Origin of the sequence: Xylanibacter rarus (genome assembly GCF_001275135.1) — a bacterium.
GTDB classification, from domain to species: Bacteria; Bacteroidota; Bacteroidia; order Bacteroidales; family Bacteroidaceae; genus Prevotella; species Prevotella rara.
Map to the genome: position 1 here is coordinate 1 of NZ_LFQU01000076.1, position 1,384 is coordinate 1,384.

General features: G+C 44.0%; 2 protein-coding genes. Both read right to left on the minus strand.

What is annotated here, in order from left to right:
- Nucleotides 1-33: 33 nt before the first annotated feature.
- Nucleotides 34-1,020, minus strand: coding sequence for an ISAon1 family transposase (locus tag ACU52_RS14540; RefSeq protein ID WP_053399327.1), 987 nt, complete (start codon nt 1,018-1,020; stop codon nt 34-36).
- On the minus strand, nt 986-1,369 hold the full coding sequence (locus ACU52_RS14545) for an ISAon1 family transposase N-terminal region protein (protein ID WP_021854057.1): 384 nt from the start codon (nt 1,367-1,369) through the stop codon (nt 986-988). Before ACU52_RS14545 ends, ACU52_RS14540 begins: the two co-directional genes overlap by 35 nt.
- Nucleotides 1,370-1,384: the final 15 nt, after the last annotated feature.

Consider the following 1,384-nt stretch of genomic DNA (forward strand, 5'->3'; position numbering starts at 1 on the left):
GGCTCACCCGATAAATAGTGGGGAAAGAAAATATTACGCATAAATTTTAGTCAGCCTAAAGAGGAAGAATGGTATGTCAATAACTCCTCGGAGCAATGCTCTGAACTGTTTGATTTTGGCATTAAAGCATTCGGCAAAAGCATTGGTAGAGCGGTTCACGAAGAAGTTCAGGACTCCGTCATGGTGTTCTGTCAAGGTAGAAATTATAGCCTGAAAGCTTTTGAATCCGGACCTGTCGGCCCTGTCATACCATTTTGCCAGAGACAATCTGGCGGCATCCTTGTGAGTATTCCTTGAGAAAATCATCCGTAAGGAATGTGACAGAGAATAAGCTTCCTGCAGATCCGGATACTGGTCAAAAAGAATTTCCGCCCTCTCTTTTTGTCTTTGTGTCCATTTCTCGGGAGATTTGAAAAGTAAATAGCGAGAGCGTACTAATAGCTGTCTTAAAGAGTCTCCATTCGAAAAAATAAATGGAGAATATGCCTCTCCACAAAATCTGGCTTTCTTCATGTCATCCGCTTCCTGACGTATTGCTTCCCAACGATGGGCAATACGCAGTTCCTGCACGGCCTCGAAAGCCATTTGTTGAATATGGAAACGGTCTATGGTCCGGATGGCCTTAGGGAAACAGCATCGGGCAATCTTCCCCATACTGTTGGACATATCCAAAGTTATTTCATTTACCTTTAAACGCTTTGAAAAGGGAATCTTACGCCTCAGTATGTTAATAATATGCTCTGATTTGACGCCATTGATTATGGCGACCAGGCTTCCTTTCTTTCCCCGGGCATCCGGATTGGACACAATGGTGTAAAGCTCTCCGTCGCTGATGGAGGTTTCATCTATACAGAGACGGGGACCTGTGTTTTCCGGAAATACCAGCCATTCCGCAGCATGCTCCCTGTCTTTCCACTCCCGGTAACCACTCAGTACTTCCTTGTATTGCTTCTCGAAAGTGTCCCCATTGATGTGATAATAGAAATCAAGCGAACGGGAGGTCGTAGGACTCCTCTCCATACACATCTTTTAAAAAAGCCGCAAACTCTTTCGAGTAGCGGGTTCCTTCTTCCTTGACATCATCATAGGGAGCCGTAAAGCATTTGCCCGTACGGAGGTCTTTCCACCTGCGACGTCTCACAATCAGGTCTACAGCCTTGTCACGGATCGGAAAGTCACGGACGGTAACAGGGGCAAGAAATCCTTTGGATTCTATATTCGGATCATTGACATAATCTGCGGAAGCGATTTCATCCAAATGAATGAATAACGTTTCTGCATTACTTTCTACTTTTACTATTGTAAAACGAGATAATATATTGGATGGCAGCATGAAGCTTACCAAAGACTCTAACATTGAATTTTCCATGATGCAAAGATAAGA